This window comes from Spirillospora sp. NPDC048819, assembly GCF_040650055.1.
Lineage (GTDB): Bacteria > Actinomycetota > Actinomycetes > Streptosporangiales > Streptosporangiaceae > Spirillospora.
Window position 1 is genome coordinate 199,455 of record NZ_JBEZGN010000006.1, and the last position, 16,742, is coordinate 216,196.

General features: G+C 71.1%; 13 protein-coding genes and 1 tRNA gene. 4 read left to right on the forward strand and 10 right to left on the reverse strand.

The genetic code is table 11. The features are described from left to right. Positions 1–36: 36 nt before the first annotated feature. From pknB to AB0C35_RS11745, 7 genes are read right to left on the reverse strand one after another with little or no spacing between them, the layout of a single operon-like run. Entirely contained in the window at positions 37–1,854 is a 1,818-nt protein-coding gene (gene pknB / locus AB0C35_RS11715) for a Stk1 family PASTA domain-containing Ser/Thr kinase (protein WP_358453456.1), read from the reverse strand. A gap of 22 nt (positions 1,855–1,876) precedes the next feature. Then, the gene (locus AB0C35_RS11720) at positions 1,877–3,295 is read right to left on the reverse strand and encodes a protein kinase (RefSeq protein WP_358453458.1); all 1,419 of its coding nucleotides are present in this window, start codon (positions 3,293–3,295) and stop codon (positions 1,877–1,879) included. Next, positions 3,292–4,773: a penicillin-binding transpeptidase domain-containing protein gene (locus tag AB0C35_RS11725; RefSeq protein WP_358453460.1), complete on the reverse strand. Its 1,482-nt coding sequence runs from the start codon at positions 4,771–4,773 to the stop codon at positions 3,292–3,294. Before AB0C35_RS11725 ends, AB0C35_RS11720 begins: the two co-directional genes overlap by 4 nt. A gap of 10 nt (positions 4,774–4,783) precedes the next feature. Then, positions 4,784–6,370: an FtsW/RodA/SpoVE family cell cycle protein gene (locus AB0C35_RS11730; RefSeq protein ID WP_358453461.1), complete on the reverse strand. Its 1,587-nt coding sequence runs from the start codon at positions 6,368–6,370 to the stop codon at positions 4,784–4,786. Beyond that, positions 6,371–7,939, reverse strand: coding sequence for a Stp1/IreP family PP2C-type Ser/Thr phosphatase (locus AB0C35_RS11735; RefSeq protein ID WP_358453463.1), 1,569 nt, complete (start codon positions 7,937–7,939; stop codon positions 6,371–6,373). Beyond that, positions 7,936–8,433: an FHA domain-containing protein gene (locus AB0C35_RS11740; protein ID WP_358453464.1), complete on the reverse strand. Its 498-nt coding sequence runs from the start codon at positions 8,431–8,433 to the stop codon at positions 7,936–7,938. The genes AB0C35_RS11735 and AB0C35_RS11740 overlap by 4 nt, the downstream gene beginning before the upstream one ends. Before the next feature lie 11 nt (positions 8,434–8,444). Next, the gene (locus tag AB0C35_RS11745) at positions 8,445–9,200 is read right to left on the reverse strand and encodes a DUF3662 and FHA domain-containing protein (RefSeq protein WP_021596783.1); all 756 of its coding nucleotides are present in this window, start codon (positions 9,198–9,200) and stop codon (positions 8,445–8,447) included. Between the two features lie 127 nt (positions 9,201–9,327). Here AB0C35_RS11745 and AB0C35_RS11750 point away from each other — a divergent pair. After that, a tRNA-Leu gene (locus tag AB0C35_RS11750) sits at positions 9,328–9,410 on the forward strand. Between the two features lie 713 nt (positions 9,411–10,123). On the opposite strand, the gene AB0C35_RS11755 is transcribed toward AB0C35_RS11750, so the two are convergent. Both AB0C35_RS11755 and AB0C35_RS11760 read right to left on the reverse strand, forming a co-directional pair. After that, positions 10,124–11,530 (reverse strand): NAD(P)/FAD-dependent oxidoreductase, encoded by a 1,407-nt coding sequence (locus tag AB0C35_RS11755; protein ID WP_358453713.1) that lies wholly within the window; start codon positions 11,528–11,530, stop codon positions 10,124–10,126. Between the two features lie 105 nt (positions 11,531–11,635). Then, entirely contained in the window at positions 11,636–11,893 is a 258-nt protein-coding gene (locus AB0C35_RS11760) for an ester cyclase (RefSeq protein WP_358453466.1), read from the reverse strand. On the opposite strand from AB0C35_RS11760, the gene AB0C35_RS11765 reads away from it, so the two are divergent. Then, a complete protein-coding gene (locus AB0C35_RS11765) occupies positions 11,871–12,257 on the forward strand; it encodes an alpha/beta fold hydrolase (RefSeq protein ID WP_358453469.1) in 387 nt (128 codons plus the stop codon). The two genes, AB0C35_RS11760 and AB0C35_RS11765, sit on opposite strands and share 23 nt — an antisense overlap. Before the next feature lie 131 nt (positions 12,258–12,388). On the opposite strand, the gene AB0C35_RS11770 is transcribed toward AB0C35_RS11765, so the two are convergent. Beyond that, entirely contained in the window at positions 12,389–13,390 is a 1,002-nt protein-coding gene (locus AB0C35_RS11770; RefSeq protein WP_358453471.1) for an NADP-dependent oxidoreductase, read from the reverse strand. Positions 13,391–13,488: 98 nt separating this feature from the next. Here AB0C35_RS11770 and AB0C35_RS11775 point away from each other — a divergent pair, with 98 nt between their 5' ends. Together AB0C35_RS11775 and AB0C35_RS11780 are read left to right on the forward strand one after the other, a co-directional pair. After that, entirely contained in the window at positions 13,489–15,681 is a 2,193-nt protein-coding gene (locus tag AB0C35_RS11775; RefSeq protein WP_358453473.1) for a BTAD domain-containing putative transcriptional regulator, read from the forward strand. After that, positions 15,573–16,574 (forward strand): hypothetical protein, encoded by a 1,002-nt coding sequence (locus tag AB0C35_RS11780; protein WP_358453476.1) that lies wholly within the window; start codon positions 15,573–15,575, stop codon positions 16,572–16,574. Before AB0C35_RS11775 ends, AB0C35_RS11780 begins: the two co-directional genes overlap by 109 nt. The last annotated feature ends 168 nt before the right edge of the window (positions 16,575–16,742 follow it).

Sequence of the window (16,742 nt, forward strand, 5' to 3'; positions counted from 1 at the left end):
GGGCAGAGGCGGGCCGGGGCCCTTCAACACGTCGGATCAGCCGTCACCGCCGCCGGGGAACCCCGGGATGCCGGGCGTCGGGGTGTCGGTGGGCTGCGTCGGCGTGGGGGGCGGCTCCTCCGCGATGAAGATCGTCACGGTGTCGCCGGGTGCGACCGTCGCGTCCGGGCCGGGCGTCTGGTTGAAGACCAGGCCGGGCGAGACCGGCCGGTCGGGAGGCGCGATGCCCTTCTCCACCTTGCACTTCAGCCCGAGGTCCTGCAGCTTGCCGCAGGCGGCCCGCTGGCTGTTGTTGAACAGGTCCGGCACCTTGAGGTTGCTCGGGCCGTTGGAGATGACCACGGTGACCGTCGCGTTCTTCGGCGCCTTCGACCCGCCGGGCGGGTCGGTGCTGATGACGCTGAGCCGCGGGACGCTCTCGCTGTTCTCCACGCGCTTCTCGACCTCGAACCCGCGCTGCTCCAGGATGTTCTTGGCCGTGCTGTACGGCTTACCGGTCACGTCGGGGACCTCGACCTCCGTGGGCGGCTTCTTGCCCTGGGAGACCACCAGCGACACCGTGGCGCCCTTGGCCGCGTTGGCGCCGGGCCTCGGGTCGGAGCTGATGACGAAACCCTTCCGGATCTCGTCGCTGTACTCGGTCTTCGGCTCGCCGACCTTGAAACCGAGCTTGGTGAGCTGGGCCGTCGCGTCGCTCTGGGAGACGTTGACGATGCTCTGGGGGATGGCGACCTGGTCGGTGCCGTCGTTGCCGCTCATCAGGAAGCCGATGAGGGCCGCGCCGCCGATGAACAGCACGGCGAGGCCCAGCCACAGCGCGGCCTTCTTGCCGGCGCCGCCGCGTTCGGGATAGTCGTCATCGTCGTAGCGGGCCGGCGGCAGGCCGTAGCCGTTGTCGACCGGCCGCTGCATCTGCGTGCGCGGCGGAGCGCCGCCCGGGTACCCGCCCATGACCTGGGTGCCCTGCGCCTGCGAACCCATCATCATCGTGGACGCGGCGGTCGACGCGACCGGCTGCCCCTGCAGGACGCGCTGGATCTCTTGCCGGAACTCGTTCGCGTTCTGGTACCGGTTGTCGGCCTCCTTGGCCATCGCCTTCAGCACGATCGCGTCCGCCCACTGCGGGATCTGCGGGTCCACCTGCGACGGCGGGACGGGCTCCTCCCGGACGTGCTGGTAGGCGATCGCGACCGGGGAGTCGCCGGTGAACGGCGGTTTGCCGGTGAGCAGTTCGTAGAGGACGCAACCCGTCGAGTAGATGTCGCTGCGGGCGTCGACCCGCTCGCCGCGCGCCTGCTCCGGCGACAGGTACTGCGCGGTGCCTATCACCTGCGCGGTCTGCGTCATGGTGGCGGCGGAGTCGGCCATGGCACGGGCGATGCCGAAGTCCATGACCTTGACCTCGTGCTGCCGGGTCAGCATCACGTTGGCCGGTTTGATGTCGCGGTGCACGATTCCGCCGCGGTGGCTGTAGTCCAGTGCGCGCAGGATCCCGTCCGTTATCTCTAGAGCCTTGTCGGGGAGCAGCGCGCGGTTCTCCCGCAGCAGGTCGCGCAGCGTGCTCCCGTCCACGTACTCCATGACGATGTACGGGATGGAGGTGTCACCGATCATGTCCTCGCCGGTGTCGTACACGGCGATGACCGAGGGGTGGTTCAGCGACGCGGCCGACTGCGCCTCACGCCGGAACCGGGCCTGGAACGTGGGGTCGCGGGCCAGGTCGGACCGCAGCGTCTTGACCGCGACGATGCGGTCGAGGCGCAGGTCTCGGGCACGGTAGACCTCGGCCATGCCGCCGCGCCCGATCACCGTTTCGAGCTCGTAGCGGCCGCCGAGCAGCCGAGGTTGACTCATATGTGCACTTTCCCTCGTACGTCTACACCTTGTCCTCCGAACCTAGCTCCCCGCTCTGTTCCGGCGAGGGATCCGGGCTCGGAGTTGACGGAGTCGTGGTGGGGCTCTCCGTCAGCGTGGGTGTCGGCTCTGGGGCGGTGGGAGTCGCCCGGGGCGGTTTGCTTGATGGCTTACGTGAAGGGGACGCTTTGCGGTCGTCCGGCGTTGACGGACGGATCCTATGCGTCGGGTACCGCTGAGTAACAGTCGGCCTCGGGGTGCTGCGCTTCTGGTTCCTGGTCGGGTCGGTGGGGGCGCCCGGGTGGACGACCGGTTCGTCGACGATGTCGTCCCCGACCGGCCGGGTCGCCGGGGAGCCGGGCGGGTCCCGCTCGTCGCCGGATCCCGTGAACGCGAACCCTTTCCACAGGGACCCGATCACGATGGCGCAGACCAGCAGAACGGCCGCGACCGACGTGTACGTCAGTGTCGTGCGCCGTTGCCCGCGCACTGACCCAGTGGCGAGGCTATCTGCCCCCGGGTCTGCGTCAAATCCCGACAAAGTAGTCGATTGGGTAACGATCTTCGGACGGGGCGCCCGGCCGGGCGTCGCGGCCCCGGCGTCCGTGCGCGGAAGACGCCCCGTGCTGAGGGCCGCGCGGATCCTCAGCGCACGCGCGGCGACCGCCTCCGCGTCCGCCGGACGGTCCGCCGGGTCCTTCGCCAGCATCTCCATGACCAGCGCACGGGCCGCCCTCGGGAACCGCGACGGCAGTTCGGGCGGCGCGTCCCGGACATGCTTCAGTGCCACCTCCACCGGGGTGGAACCGTCGAACGGCGGCGCCCCCGTCAGGCACTCGTACGCCACCGCGCCCAGCGAGTACAGGTCGGCGGCCGGGGACAGCTCAAGGCCCTGCGCCTGCTCCGGCGAGATGTAGTGCGCCGTCCCCATGACCATTCCGGTCTGGGTCTGCGACGCCGCCGCCAGCCGCCGCGCGATCCCGAAGTCGGTGATCTTCAGGGTGCCGTCCGGCGACACCATCAGGTTCGCCGGCTTGACGTCGCGGTGCACGATCCCGGCCCGGTGCGCGACCGTCAGCGCCCGCCCCGCCTGCACCATCAGGTCCAGGACGGCCTCCAGCGGCAGCCCGCCGTCGCGCGCGAGGATCTCGTCCAGCGGCTCGCCCGGCACCAGCTCCATCACCAGGAACGTCCGGCCGTCCTGCTCGCCGTAGTCGTAGGCCCGCGCGATGCCGGGATGCCCGAGTTCCGCCGCGAACCGCGCCTCCGACTCGAACCGGCCCCGCGCCGACATGTCCGACCCGAACTCCAGCCGCAGCAGCTTCACCGCCACCTGCCGCCCGAGGGTGTCGTCGGACGCGCGCCAGACCTCGCCCATCCCGCCGATGGCCAGCCGCTCCAGCAGCCGGTACCGGTCGTTGAGGACGAGGCCCCTGCTCACTTCTGCAAGACCTTAGCCATGATGGCCCCGGCGACGGGGCCGGCGTCGCCGCCGCCCGAGCCCGGGCCCTCGGTCATCACCGCGAACGCGTAGCGCGGGTCCTCGACCGGGCTGAACCCGACGAACCAGCGGGCGTTCGGGTTGCCGGGACCCTGCTCGGCGGTACCGGTCTTACCGGCGATCCGCAGACCCTGCAGGCTCTTCGCGGTGCCCTCGCTGATCACTGCACGCATCATCTCCGCCAGCTGCTCGGCCTGGTCTCCGGTGATGGGCTGCTTGAACTCCTCCGGCGAGGCGTTGTAGAGCTCACTCTGGTCCTTCGCCCGGACCTTCTGCACCACATACGGGCTCATGATCTTGCCATCGTTGGCGACGGCGGCCGCGACCAGCGCCATCTGCAGCGGGGTGGCCCGGACGTTCTCCTGCCCGATGCCGGACCGGGCGGTGCCGTCCTGGCCGGTCGGGATCGTCTTGCCGTCCGGACCCGTGTACGACACCGGGACGTCGCTCTCGGCCGCGTACATGTCCGGCTCCAGCTGGATGCGCTCGTTGAAGCCGAACTTCGAGGAGCCTTCGCTGAGCTGCCGGATGCCCATGTCGAGCGCCATCTTCGCGAACGAGGTGTTGCAGGACTCGGCGAACGCGCCCCGCAGCGGGGCCGTGCCCGCGCAGCTGCCGCTGTCGTGGGAGTTCGGCAGCGGCCGGCCCGACTCCGGCAGGATGAGCTGACCCGTCTGGATCGTGGTCGAGATGTCGATGCCGAGCTTCTGCATCGCGATCGCCGACGTCACCGTCTTGTACGACGAACCGGGCGGGAACGTCTGGCTCAGCGCGTTGTCGACCAGCGGCTTGACGACGCCGTTGCCCTCGTTCAGCTGCTCCAGCTTCTTCGCGCCCTTCTCACCCGTCTGCGGCGCCACCTCGTTCGGGTCGAACGACGGCCACGACGCCGCCACCTTCAGCGCGCCCGTCTTCACGTCCATCACCACCGCACCGCCGCGGCGCCCCGGCGCCGTCTTCGCCTTCAGCTGCTGGTACGCGGTGCGCTGCGCCTCCGGGTCGATCGTCAGCTCGACGTTCGCGCCGTCGGCCGGCTTGCCGATGAACGTGTCGAACCAGCGCTGCTGCGTGATGCGCTTGTCCTTGCCGCCCAGCAGCGAGTTATAGGCCCGCTCGACCTGCGTGGCGCCGCCGTTGAAGTACCCCGTGACCGGCGCGAAGACCGGGCCGTCCTTGTAGGACCGGCCGTACTTGGGGTTGTCCTTGCCGGTCGGCTCCGACGTCACCAGCACCTCGCCGCCCGCGGAGATCTGCCCCCGCGGCGAGTTGAACACGTCCGCGAACTGCCGGCTGTTGTTGGCGTCGGTGCGCAGGTCCTCCGCCTGGCTTCCCTGAACATAGTTGACCTGCGCCATCAGCCCGAAGAACAGCAGCAGCGCGAAGATCGCCACCCTGCGAATCGGCTTGTCCATGTTCATGGGGCGAAACTCACCTCGTGCTCACGATCTGGGTCATGCCCTCGTCCTGGATCGCCTGCGGGGCCGGTTTGCGCGCGTCATGGCTCATCCGCACCAGAATGGCGATCAGGATCCAGTTGGCCATCAGCGACGAGCCGCCCTGGGACAGGAACGGCGTCGTCAGGCCGGTCAGCGGGATGAGCCGGGTGACGCCTCCGACGATCACGAAGACCTGGAGGGCCAGGACGAACGAGACACCGCCCGCGAACAGCTTCAGGAACGGGTCGCGCGCCGCCACGGCGGTCTTCATCCCGCGTTGCACGATCAACGCGTAGATCAGCAGCAGCACCATCAGCCCGGTCAGCCCGAGCTCCTCGCCGAACGAGTCGAAGATGAAGTCGCTGAACGACAGGGGCGTCCGCCACGGCTCGCCCTGCCCGAGCCCGGTGCCGAGAATGCCGCCCTCGCCGAGCGCGAACAGCCCCTTCATCAGCTGCGCGCTGTCGGAGTACTCGCCGCCGAGTTCGGCGCAGGCGGTGAAGCCGGGCGAGATGGTGCCCTCGGTGTCGTACTTCTGGTAGATCTCGGTGTTGGGGTTGACGGGGATGACCTTGCCGCTCTCCATCAGGCAGCCGCCGTCGAAGTACGGCTTCGGGTTCAGCCAGATGTCGATGCGCTGGTTCACGTGACCCATGAACGGCAGCAGCGTCGCGATGAACACGCCGAACGCGAGCAGCCCGACACCGATCACGACCCAGGAGACGCGCTGGGTCGCGATGTAGAGCATCGAGATGAACAGGCCGAAGAACAGCAGCGCGGTGCCGAGGTCCTTCTGCAGGAACAGCACGCCCAGGCAGAAGAACCAGATCACCATGATCGGGCCCAGGTCGCGGCCCCGGGGCAGGCTGAACGGCCCGACCTTCTTGCCGATCAGCGACATCGCCTGCCGCTTGTTCACCAGGTAGCCGGCGAAGAACACGACCAGGAGCAGCTTGGCGAATTCGCCCGGCTGCACCGAGAACGGGCCGACGCTGATCCACACGCGCGCGCCGTTGATCTGCTGGCCGAGGCCGGGGACGATCGGGAGCAGCAGCAGGATGACCGCGGTGAGGCCGATCAGGTACGTGTAGCGCTGCGCGGTCTTCGGCGTGAACGACAGCGGGGCGTCGGTCTTGTCGGTGTCCCGCATGATCAGCACGGCGGCGACGAACAGCCCGATGCCGACGAACGTCCACATGAGCTGGCTGGGCGCGTCGGCGGCGTCCTCCAGCAGCTTCTTGCCCGCGGCCGCGGCGGCCTTGCGGTCGGCGCTGGTGTCCAGGTCCAGCCGGTAGATCATGGCCAGCCCGACGCCGTTCAGCGCCACCGCCAGCGGCAGCAGCAGCGGGTCGGCGTACGGGGTGAACTTCGCCTGGACGAAGTAGGCGATGAGCGCCAGCACGACCAGGCCACCGCCGTACACGAACAGCCCGGCGGGGATGCTCCCGTCACGGGCGAGCCCGACCTCCGCGAACGCCGACAGCGTCAGCACCATCGCGAAGACCAGCAGCGCCAGCGAGGCCGCGTTGCGACGCTGGTACGGCAGCCGTGCCCTGATCTGCTCCCCGATCGAATGCATCTACGATTTCCCCCCGTTGGAGGGACAGTCTGGAATGCCGGAGTCAGGCGTCTTGCACTGGTCCCGGCGGGCGGTCAGCTCCTGCAGCTTCTGCTCCGCGGCCGCCTGCCCGATGAACGCCATGGCGCCCTTGTCGACCGCCGTGGCGTCCGTCCCGGGAAGCTCGCCCACCGGGACGTTGCTGGTCTTCACCTTGGCCTGCTGGCAGTTGTTCTGACCCTTGCCCTTCACGATCGCGACCTTGCCGGCGTCCGCGACGAGCGAGTACTTGCAGACGGCGGTCTCCAGCCTCTTCCACGCCTCCTTCGGAGCGTCGACCGTGTAGGTGTTCAGCACCTGTCGCTGAAGGTCCTGGGGCAGGTCGGCTACCATGATCGGCGGGTTCGGCTGGTTCTCGTCCTTGCGGGACAGGCTGAGGCCCGGCACCTCCTGCGTCGTCCCCCGGAACAGGACCACCCTGCCGTTCTGCTCGCCTATGTAGTAGCCGTTGCGGACGTTCTGCACCAGCACGAACCCGCCCGCCACGACACCCACGACGACCACCCCGGCGACGACCACCAGCCACGTCCACCGGCGGGCGCCGCCGCGCCGGGGCCGCTCCATGGGCGCCGCCTGCATCGCGCCCGGCGCGGGCGGCCCGCCCATCGGCGCCGGGGCCGGAGGCGGCGGCATCTCGTCCACCGCGACAGGCGGCTGCGGCCTCGTGTCCCGCAGCTGCGCCGCGCGGCTCGCCGGCGTGTCCGTCGCCGTCGTGTTCGCGCCGGGCCCACCGCCCGGCGGCTCCGGCGGCGCCGCGTTCGCCGCCGCGCCCACCGCGTGGCCCGGGCCGCCCGTCGGCGGCTGCCGGTCCAGGTCGACCACGTCGGCCACCACGCACGTGATGTTGTCGGGGCCGCCGCCGCGGTTCGCCAGATCGATCAGCTGCCGGACGGCCTGCTCCGGGTCGTCCACGTCGGTCAGCACCTGGAAGATCGTCTCCGCCGTGACGACGCCCGACAGGCCGTCCGAGCACAGCAGGTACCGGTCGCCGGCCTGCGCCTCCCGCAGCGACAGGTCCGGATCGACCTCGCCGCGGCCGTCCAGCGCCCGCAGCAGCAGCGAACGCTGCGGATGCGACGCCGCCTCGTCCGGGCTGATCCGGCCCTCGTCGACCAGCGACTGCACCAGCGTGTGGTCGTGCGTGATCTGGAACAGGCTGCCGTCCCGCAGCAGGTACGCGCGGGAGTCCCCGATGTGCACCAGCGCGACCTGGTTGCCCGCCCACAGCATCGCCGTCAGCGTCGTCCCCATGCCCTGGAGGGCGGGGTCCGACTCCACGATGCGGTGCAGGTTGTCGTTCGCGGCCTTGACCGTGTGCTCCAGCGCGGCCAGCAGCTCCGTCGCGGGCAGGTCCTTGTCGAGCGCCCGCAGCGCCTCGATCGCCGCCGCGCTGGCGATCTCGCCGCCGACGTGGCCGCCCATCCCGTCGGCCACCGCGAGCAGGTGCGAGCCCGCGTACGCCGAGTCCTCATTGCCCTCGCGCAGCATTCCTACGTCGGAGCGCGCCGCGTAGCGGATTCCCAGAGTCATTTGCGCAGCTCGATCACGGTCTTGCCGATACGGACCGGTACGCCCGGCGGCACCGGCATCGGCCGGCTCACCTTCGTGCGTCCGAGATATGTCCCATTGGTCGAGCCGAGATCTTCCACGATCCACTGACCGTCCTGCGCATAAAGTCGGGCATGCCGGCTCGAAGCGTAGTCGTCGGTCACGATGAGCGTGGAGTCATTCGCCCGACCGATGGTGATGGGCACCCCCGTGAGGTCTATGACGGTGCCGGCCCGTTCGCCCTGGACGACCACCAGCTTCGTCGGGGCGCCATGCTGGGCGCTGCGCTGCTGGCGCGGCGGCTTGGGCGGCCTCGCCGCACGGGGCGGCCGGGGCTGGGACGCGCGCGTGGCCGCCTTCGACGCGGCCTTCGAGCCGAACAGGTCGGCCCTGATCACGCCGACGGCCGCGATGACGAACAGCCACAGCACCGCGAGGAACGCCAGCTTGATCAGCGTGAGGGTGAATGGGGACATCGGAGTCGGGGTTACTCCCTATCGCGGCGGAACACAAGGGTGGTCCGGCCCATCGTGACGCGGGAGCCGTCGACGAGCGTGACCCGCCGGATCGGCTGCCCGTTCACGAACGAGCCATTGGTCGACCCTAGATCCACGAGAGCGATTTCGGGACCTTCTACGCGTATCTCGGCATGGTGCCTGGATACGCCCGGATCGACGAGACGCAGGTCGCAGTCGGTGCCGCGACCCAGCAGAGTCACAGGTGTGTTGATCTCATAGGTGCGCTGAGTCGTGTCTGAACCCTCCACGGCCGTGGTCACCAGAAGCCTCGGATGCCCCCCGAAGACGCCCCCGCGCCCACCCTGCGGAACATCGCTCACCGGCTGGCGGATCTCCCCGCCCTCCACGGTGGAACCCCTGATCACCCCCGACCTGATGCGGAACATGCCCGTGGCGAGATCGCCCGCGTTCTCGAACCGCACACGCACCGGCCCCACGAAGGAGTACCCCTGCTCCTTCGCGTACTCCCGCGCGAGATTCGCCAGCTCCTGGCTCAGGCTGTCGGCGTACACCTGCAGCCGCTGCCCGTCCTGCTGAGAGATCTCCACGACGAAGTCGTTCGGAACCAGCGTGCGGCCCTGTGCCACGATCGCCGCCCGATCGTCCATCTCGCGCTGCACAGCACTGGCCACCTCGACCGGCTGCAGCTCAGACTTGAAGGCACGGGCGAAGGCCCCTTCGACCATGCCCTCGAGCCGTCGCTCGAAGCGCTGAATGACACCCACGGGCACCTCCCTTCCCCACTGGTAGACGATCGTATCGGTGCGAAGGTTCGCTCGAAGTATCTGGATACCTAACCACTGCTCGTACCGTGCTAGCCTTTTCAGGCACCCGGAAACGGGTGCACACCCGGGGCGGGTGGCGGAACGGCAGACGCGCACGGTTCAGGTCCGTGTGTCCGAAAGGATGTGAGGGTTCAAATCCCTCCTCGCCCACGAACGAGTGCGGAGTGGTGTGCCTGCGGAAAGCGCAGGCTGCCACTCCTTCTTCGTGTTGGCCCAGGGGGGCGACCCCCTGGAACCCCCGGGTGGGGGCTCCGCCCCCACGCCCCCTTGTGGCTGGCGTCTGTGCTTGCGTGCCGGTCGCTGCCACTTGCTGCTCGATCGCGGACTGCGCCCGCTCTTGGGGGCTGCGCCCCCTTGCCCCCCGATTGGGGCTTTGGCCCCTTGCCCCCTGCTTGGGGCTTCGGCCCCTTGTCCTCTGCGTGGGGCTTTGGCTCCTTGTCGCATTCTGGGGGCCTTGGTCCGCCGGGTCCCCTTTGCTGACGTCCGTGTGGGTGTTCGGGCGTGGGGGTGTGGCGGGGCGGCTGGATTGCCGTCCGCGGGGTGACCCGGGGGTCGGAGGCATGTTCCTACTCTCCCCGCTCGCGGGCGCCCTGACCAGTGGGTAAGGGGGCAGGACGGTGTCAGAGCGGAATTGATCAGCCTGCCGCGCCGGGTGGCGTCCTTGGCGGCCGGGGTGAACAGGTTGCTCGTGCCGGGTACCGGCTCGGTGGCGTTGCAGCAACGTTCGCGCAGCCGCGTCCGTAGCCGGTAGCGAGCCTCTCACCGTCCCGCCTCACCCAACCCAACGACGCAAGGGACATCGACTCGCGAACCGCCCCTGGCCTGCGCGGGCCCGCGTCACGGACGGTGAGGCGAGCGCCCGGTCAGAGTCCGAGTTCCTCCAGCAGCCGCAGCCACACCTCGTTCATCGAGGGGAAGACCGGTACGGCGTGCCAGAGGCGCTGCAGCGACACTTCGCCGACGATGGCGACCGTGGCGGCGTGCACCATCTCGGCGACGTCCTGGCCGACGAGCGTCGCACCGACCAGCACGTCACGTTCGCCGTCCACGACGATCCGTACCCGGCCCGTGTAGCCGTCCGCCTGCAGCGCCGAACCCGCGACGGCGAGATCGATCTCCACCTCCCGGTGCTCCGGCCGCCGTGCAGTGGTGACCCCGACGGCGGCCACTTCCGGGTCGGTGAACACCACCTGCGGTACGGCATGGTGGTCGGCGGTGGCCGCATACGCGGTCCACGGTCGTGCCGGTACATCGGCGCCTGCGGCGCGGGCGGCGATCACGTCGCCGACCACGCGGGCGGCGTACTTGCCCTGATGGGTCAGCGGCGCGCGCCCGGTGACATCGCCGGCCGCGTAGAGCCAGCCGCCGGCGACGGCGTGCACCAGCCCGGAATCGTCCACTTCGAGCGGGTCGCCGGGAACAAGGCCGAGCACCTCCATCCCGAGGTCGTCGGTGGCCGGCCTGCGTCCGGTGGCCACCAGCAGCTCGTCGGCGACCACGCGCCGCCCGTCCGCCAGGCTGATCCGCACCTCACCGTCCACGCGCGACGCTTCCGTGGCGTCCGCTCCCCGATGGACGGTCACCCCGTCGGCCCGCAGTCCATCGGCGACCGCGTCCCCGGCGAACTCGGGGAAGGCGGGCAGCGGGCGGTCGCCGCGGATGATCAGCTCGACGCGGGAGCCGAGCCGGGCCCACGCCTGGGCCATCTCCACCCCGACCACGCCGCCGCCGAGCACGGCCAGCCGGCCCGGCACCGTGCTCGCCGATGTCGCTTCCCGCGACGTCCAGGCGCGTGCGTCCGCGAGGCCCGGCAGTTCGGGCAGCCTGGCCACGCTGCCGGTGCACACCACGACGGCGTGCTCGGCCCGGAGCACCCGATCACCTACCGTGACCTCTCCTTTTCCGGTGACCCTGCCGTACCCGCGCACCGGGTGGATCCCGGTCTCCCGGACCCAGCGCTCCTGCCCGCCGTCGTCCCAGTGCGCGGCGAACGAGTCACGCCGCTGGAAAACCGGGCCGGGATCCAGGCGATCACCGACCGGCACCCCGGGAACCCTGCGGGCCGCGGCGAGCGCGTTGCCCGGTCGCAGCAGAGCCTTGCTCGGCATGCACGCCCAGTACGAGCACTCGCCGCCGTACCGCTCGTGCTCCACCAGGGCCACGCTCAGACCGCCGCGAACCGCGCGCGCGGCCGCGTTCTCCCCAACCGGGCCACCACCGATGACCACAACATCAAATGTCTCCTGAGTCACGCATTGAGCGCACACCACGGAGCCGCCGAACGCAACTTCACGTGCCCGGACGGGAACCGGCTGCCTGCGTGCCGGCACGGCGTACCGGGAGATCCAGGGACGCCGCGCCGACACCGGCTGAGGTCATGCGGCCAGTTGCCGCAGCAGGTCGGACGAGTCGTGCAGCGCCGTCATCTGTACGAAGCGACCGTTGCCGACCTTGTAGATGGCGTACTCGGTGATCTCGAAGGAAGCGCCGGAGGGAGGAACGCCGAGCCACTCCTTCATCGGGGTGCCGGTGTTGACCGCGCGCACGGCGATCCGGTCCCGGTCGAACAGAAGCTCCTTGACCTCCCAGCGGAGGTCCGGAACGGCGTCGATGTCATGCTTCTGGACCGACACCCACGGCGTCCCCGCCGAAATGCTGGATCGCGTCAGCCCGGACGCCTGGGTTCTCGACCAGGCGTACCTGGACCGCCCGGGCAACGCGGAGATCCAACTCCAGCTCTTCTGGGACTACCAGTTCAACCTGGACGACTACCCCGCCTTCCAGAAGTACTTCCGAACCCACCGGCCGCCCGTCCTGGTCGTCTGGGGCCGGAACGACGAGATCTTCGGCCCGGACGGTGCGACGGCCTTCGCCCGCGACCTGCCCGACGCCGAAATCCACCTCCTCGACGCCGGCCACTTCGCCCTCGCGACCCACGGCAACGAGATCGCCGGCCTGATCCGCGACTTCCTCGCACGCACGGTCGCCGCGGCCTGACCGCCGATCTCACGGCCTCCGGTGCGGCCCGCACCGGAGGCCGGAGCCGAACCTGACAGGAGCGTCCATGATGTCCGCCGCACGTCCGCCGCTTCCGCCGAGACCACAAGTGGGTGAGGGGCGGGGCGGCGTCAGAGCCTCACGAGCATCTTGCCGATGTTGGCCCCGCGCATCATGTCCAGGAAAGCGGTGGGCGCCTGCTCGATGCCCTCGGCCACGGTCAGTTCGGTGTGCAGCGAGCCGTCGGCCAGCGGACCGGCCGCCTTGGCGATCCATTCGGGGAAGAGGTGGAAATAGGAATTGACCAGCATGCCGCGCAGGGTGGCGTCCTTGGCGGCCAGGGTGAACAGGTTGCTCGGGCCGGGGACCGGCTCGGTGGCGTTGTAGGAGGCGATCGCGCCCACCATCGCGATCCTGCCGCCGTGCCGCAGCGCGTCGATGGCCGCGACCAGGTGGTCGCCGCCGACGTGATCGACGTAGACGTCGATGCCGTCGGGGGCGGCCTCGGCCAGTTGCGCGGCGACCGAGCCGGCGCGGTAGTCGATCGCGGTGTCGTAGCCGAAGTCCTCAACGAGTTTCCTGGTCTTCCGCGCCCCGCCCGCCGAGCCGATCACGCGGGACGCGCCGAGATCGCGGGCGAGTTGCCCGGCGATGCTGCCCACCGCACCGGCGGCGGCGGAGACGAAGACGATGTCGCCGTCCCGCACAGGGGCCACCTGGGTCAGCGCCGCGTACGCGGTCAGCCCGGTGGTGCCCAGCGCGCCGAGCCACGCCTCGGCCGGGGCAAGGGCGAGGTCGGCGACGGTCGCGGCCTCGGCGTCCACCACGGCGTACTCGCGCCAGCCCAGGAAGTGCACGACGGACGCGCCGACCGGGATGTCCGCCGAGCGCGAGTCCACGACCTCGCCGATCGCCGCGCCGTCCATGGGCGCGCCGAGCTGGAACGGCGGCAGGTAGGACTCGGTTTCGTGCATCCGCTCGCGCATGTAGGGGTCGACCGACATCCAGGTATTTCGGACCAGAACCTGGCCCTCGGCGGGCTCCGGTAGTGCGGTGGCGACCAGCTCGAAGTCCTCCGGGCGCGGCTCGCCGGCGGGACGTGCGGCCAGGTGGATCTCACGGTTCACGGTCATGGTGGTGCTCCTCATCGGTGTTGGCGTCCGGTTCGGGCTCCACACTGGGCATGGGCGCGCACGATCGGCTGACGGTCGGCTGTGGGTACCGTGATTTGATGCGATTCGGCGTGCTTGGTCCGCTTTCGGTCTGGACCGATGACGGGCGGCCGGTGCGGGTTCCCGAGGTGAAGGTCCGGGCGCTGCTCACCGATCTGCTGGCCCATGGGGGGCGCCCGGCGTCCGCGGACCGCCTGATCGAGGACCTGTGGGGGGACGACCCGCCGGGCAACCCCGCCAACACCTTGCAGACCAAGGTGTCCCAGCTGCGCCGCACCCTGGAGAAGGCGGAGCCGGGAGGTCGGGAGCTGGTGGCCTTTCAGGCGCCGGGCTACGTCCTGCACGCCGCCGACCTGGACGCCGCCCGTTTCGTCGCGCTGCTCGACCGGGCCCGCGCGGTCACCGATCTCCGGGAGCGGGCCGGGCTGCTGTCGGACGCGCTGGCGCTGTGGCGCGGTCCCGCCTACGCCGACTTCCGCGACGAGGAGTTCGTCCGAATCGCCGCCGCCCATCTGGAGGAGCGGCGCCTGACCGCGCTGGAGGAGTGGGCGGAGGTACGGCTGGAGCTGGGCGAGCACAGTCTGCTGGCCGACGAGCTGGGCGAGCCGGTGGCCGCACATCCGCTGCGCGAACGTCTGCGCGCCGTCCACCTGCGCGCTCTTTACCGGTCGGGACGGCAGGGCGAGGCGCTGGCCGGGTACGACGAGCTGCGGCGCATGCTGGCCGGCGAGCTCGGCCTCGACCCCGGCCCCGAGCTGGCCGGCCTTCACCAGGCGATGCTGCGCCAGGACCCCTCACTCGCGCCCACGCGTCCACGCACGAACCTCCCCGCCCCGCTCACCGCGCTGATCGGCCGCGAGCAGGCCGTGGCCGACGTCGGCGACCTGCTCGGCTCGGCGCGCCTGGTCACGCTGACCGGCCCGGGTGGTGTGGGCAAGACCAGACTCGCCCTGGCGGTCGCCGACCGTGCCGCCGGCGCGTTTCCCGACGGGGTGTGGCTGATCGAGCTGGCGGGGACCTCCGGCGCGACGGTGGCCGAGGTGGTGGCCGCCGGACTGGACGTCCGCGACGACGCGGGTTCGCGCCCCGGCCCGCGACCGGTCGACCTGGCGCACCGGCTCGCCGAGGCCCTGCGCGGCAGGCGCCTGCTGCTCGTGCTGGACAACTGCGAGCACCTGATCGAACCGGTCGCCGAGCTGGTGGACCTGCTGCTGCGGACCGCCCCGGAACTGCGGGTGCTGGCGACGAGCCAGGAGTCGCTGGCGATCCCCGGGGAGACGCTGTACGCGGTGCCGCCGCTCGAACTCCCGGTGCCCGGCACGGACCCGGGAGAGGCCGGCTCCGTGCGGCTGTTCGCGGCCCGCGCCGCGGCCGCCGCGCCCGGCTTCGTGCTGGACGAGGTCAGCGCGCCCTCGGTGGCGACGATCTGCAGGAGACTGGACGGCCTGCCGCTGGCGCTGGAGCTGGCCGCCGCCCGGGTGCGGACCCTGGGCGTCCGCGGCGTGGCCGACCGGCTGGACGACCGCTTCCACCTGCTCACCGTCTCGGGCCGGGGACGGCCCGCCCGCCAGCAGACCCTGCGCGCGGTGATCGACTGGAGCTGGGAGCAGCTCGGTGAGCGGCAACGGCTGATCCTGCTCCGGCTGGCCGCCCACCCGGGAGGATGCACGCTGGAGGCGGCAGACCGCCGCCGCGAGAGGCGGTGTGCGCGGAGCCCGGCCTGGACGTGGCCGACCTGCTGGACGAGCTGGTGGCCAGGTCGATGGTCGAGTCCTCCGGCGGGGCCCGCTACCGGCTGCTGGAGTCGATCGCCGCCTACTGCCTCGAACGGCTCTCCGGCGACGACGACGTTCTCCGGCGCCGCGACCTCTACTACACCGAGCTGGCCGAACAGGCGAGACCCCGCCTCCACGGTCCCGGACAGCGCCGGTGGCTGGACCGCCTGGACGCCGAGGCGGCCAATCTGCGGGCCGTCCTCGCGCACACCACCGACCGCGTACTGGCGCTGCGCCTGGCCGACGCCCTCGCGTGGTACTGGTACCTGCGCGGCAGGCATCGGGAGGGCCGCGCCTCGTTCGCCGCGGCACTGGCGCTGCCCGGCGCCGGCCACCCGAGGGCGGCGGCGTGGGAGGCCGGGTTCGCGATGCTCACCGGTGACGGCAGCGACCTGGTCGAGCGCAGCCGTGCCGCGGCGCGGGCGCTGGACGCCCGCGACGCGCGGTCACGCTGGTTCCTGGCGCTCGCGCACCTGAGCTTCGGGGACGCCGCCACCGCGGAGGGCCTGCTGACCGAGGCGCTGGCCGGGTTCCGCGCCGCCGGCGACCGCTGGGGTGAGGCGGCGGCGCAGGCGGGCCGTGCCAAGCAGGCGATGTTCCAGGGCGACCACGTCCTCGCCGAGCGGTCCGGCACCGAGAGCCTGACGATCTTCGAGGAGCTGGGCGACGGCTGGGGACGGCTGCAGGCGTCCGACATGCTCGGCTACCTCGCCGAGATCACCGGCGACTACGCGCGGGCCGCGCGCCTGCACGGCGAGGGCCTGGAAATCGCCGAGGACCTGAGGCTGTGGACCGACGCGTCCTACCGGCTTTCCAGCCTCGGCCGGCTCGCCCTCCTGACCGGCGACCTGGACCGGTCCCGTGACCTCCACCGGCGCGGGATGCGCCTGGCGGCCGAGCAGTCGAGCGGTTTCGCCGAGGAGTTCGCCCGGGTCGGCCTCGGCCTGGTGGCGCGCCGCGCAGGCGACCTCGACGCGGCCGAGCGGCTCTTCCGGCAGTCCCTGGCCTGGAATCGCCGCCTGGAAGCCGACTACGGCCTGCCCTTCTACGGGATGGCGCTGCTGCTGGCCGAGCTCGGCTTCATCGCGGAGCAGCGCGGCGCCACCGCCACGGCCAGATCACTGCACCTGGAGGGACTCGCGGCGGCTCGCGAGGCCGGTGACCCACGCGCCATCGCCCTGGCCACGGAAGGGTTGGCCGGGGTCGCGGCCGCCGAGGGCGCCATCGCGGAAGCGGCGGCCCTGCTCGATGAGGCCGAAGCGCTCAGACGGTCGGTGGGGGCGCCTCTGCCGCCCGCCGAACGCGGCGACGTCGACCGGATCGCCGCCGCCGTCCGCGCGGCACGGGCTGCGGGGACGCCCATGCGCTGACCCCCGGCCGATCGTGCGCGTGCTCCGTCAGGGTCTAGCCGTGTCCGCGAGGACCCGTGACCAACCTTGGAGGAGCAACGATGCGCGCCCTGACCTACGACACAGACCTCACTTTCGCCATCGTCCCGGATCCGGTGCCCACGCCCTCCCAGGCGCTGGTCAGGGTGG

Bases quoted from the DNA above. Each gene is read 5' to 3' on its own strand.
- AB0C35_RS11740 (WP_358453464.1), bottom strand. From the start codon at position 8,433: ATGTCCCCATTCACCCTCACGCTGATCAAGCTGGCGTTCCTCGCGGTG.
- AB0C35_RS11775 (WP_358453473.1), top strand. From the start codon at position 13,489: ATGCGATTCGGCGTGCTTGGTCCGCTTTCGGTCTGGACCGATGACGGG.
- AB0C35_RS11765 (WP_358453469.1), top strand. From the start codon at position 11,871: ATGTCATGCTTCTGGACCGACACCCACGGCGTCCCCGCCGAAATGCTG.
- AB0C35_RS11730 (WP_358453461.1), bottom strand. From the start codon at position 6,370: ATGCATTCGATCGGGGAGCAGATCAGGGCACGGCTGCCGTACCAGCGT.
- AB0C35_RS11725 (WP_358453460.1), bottom strand. From the start codon at position 4,773: ATGAACATGGACAAGCCGATTCGCAGGGTGGCGATCTTCGCGCTGCTG.
- pknB (WP_358453456.1), bottom strand. From the start codon at position 1,854: ATGAGTCAACCTCGGCTGCTCGGCGGCCGCTACGAGCTCGAAACGGTG.
- AB0C35_RS11770 (WP_358453471.1), bottom strand. From the start codon at position 13,390: ATGACCGTGAACCGTGAGATCCACCTGGCCGCACGTCCCGCCGGCGAG.
- AB0C35_RS11780 (WP_358453476.1), top strand. From the start codon at position 15,573: ATGCTCACCGGTGACGGCAGCGACCTGGTCGAGCGCAGCCGTGCCGCG.
- AB0C35_RS11735 (WP_358453463.1), bottom strand. From the start codon at position 7,939: ATGACTCTGGGAATCCGCTACGCGGCGCGCTCCGACGTAGGAATGCTG.